This window comes from Sediminibacterium sp. (assembly GCF_030695065.1).
Classification (GTDB): Bacteria; Bacteroidota; Bacteroidia; order Chitinophagales; family Chitinophagaceae; genus Sediminibacterium.
In genome coordinates this window covers 1-1,232 of record NZ_JAUYTR010000026.1, presented here as the reverse complement: position 1 = coordinate 1,232, position 1,232 = coordinate 1, and the positions used below count along the sequence as shown (strand labels likewise).

General features: G+C 34.5%; 1 protein-coding gene. It reads left to right on the top strand.

All coding sequences use genetic code 11. The features are described from left to right. Positions 1-64 precede the first annotated feature (64 nt). On the top strand, positions 65-1,027 hold the full coding sequence (gene mch / locus Q8S25_RS14690) for a methenyltetrahydromethanopterin cyclohydrolase (RefSeq protein ID WP_305538870.1): 963 nt from the start codon (positions 65-67) through the stop codon (positions 1,025-1,027). The last annotated feature ends 205 nt before the right edge of the window (positions 1,028-1,232 follow it).

Genomic DNA, 1,232 nt, shown 5'->3' with positions numbered 1-1,232 from the left:
AAAATTCCTAAAATCATGATGATAAAATAATTTTTATTCAAAATTCTTATTGAGGTGAATTTAGATGGTTAGTGTTAATTTAGAAGCAAAAAAAACAGTAGATGAAATGATTGCAAAAGCTGACGCGCTTAACATTGCAGTGGAAAAATTGGACAATGGTTCCACAGTTATTGATTGTGGTGTAAATGTAGCAGGCAGTTTAAAGGCAGGAGAATTATACACCAAGGTCTGTCTTGGAGGAATGGCCGAAGTAGGAATCTCTATTCCCGGAGACCTCTCAGAAAGCTTTGCCTTACCATCTGTTAAAATCAAAACTGACTCCCCAGCTATTTCCACACTCGGAGCTCAAAAAGCCGGTTGGTCTGTAAGTGTAGGTGACTTCTTTGCCTTAGGTTCTGGACCTGCCCGTGCACTGGCCAAAAAACCTGCTGAAACTTACAAAGAAATTGGATACGAGGACGACGCAGATATAGGTATTCTAACCTTAGAAGCAGACAAGCTCCCTGGAACTGATGTTACTGATAAAATTGCTGAAGATTGTGGCATATCCTCCGAAAACGTTTTCGTTCTGGTAGCCCCTACTTCTTCCCTGGTTGGTTCTATTCAAATTGCAGGAAGAGTTGTAGAAAACGGTACCTACAAAATGTTAGAAGCACTCCATTTCGATGTAACTAAAGTAAAATACGCTGCTGGAATTGCACCTATTGCACCTGTTGACCCAGATGGCCTTAAAGCTATGGGAAAAACCAATGACGCAGTATTATTTGGTGGAAGAACTTACTACTACATTGAATCCGAAGAAGGCGACGATATAAAAGCTTTAGCAGAACAATTACCATCTTCTGCATCTGAAGGATACGGAAAACCATTCTATGATGTTTTCAAAGAAGCAGAATACGACTTCTACAAAATAGACAAAGGAATGTTTGCTCCTGCAGAAGTAGTTATTAATGATTTGCGGACTGGAGAACTATTTAGAGCAGGATCTGTTGATGTAGATCTTCTCAAGAAGTCCTTTGGATTATAATTTGATATCATTAATAAATTTAAAATTAGTTTATTTTAAATTTTATATCCTTTTATTAGTTTTTTAATTTTGTATAATTTTTTTTAAAAATAAAAGATAAAATATATATTAAATTATTTGGTTTAAAATAAAAGAAATAAAAAAAGAATTTTATTTAATAGTTTTATCTATTTTTAATTTACTAAATGATTTATTTTACCTACAC

Excerpts from the sequence above, each read along its gene's own strand:
- mch (WP_305538870.1), top strand. The coding sequence starts at position 65 with ATGGTTAGTGTTAATTTAGAAGCAAAAAAAACAGTAGATGAAATGATT.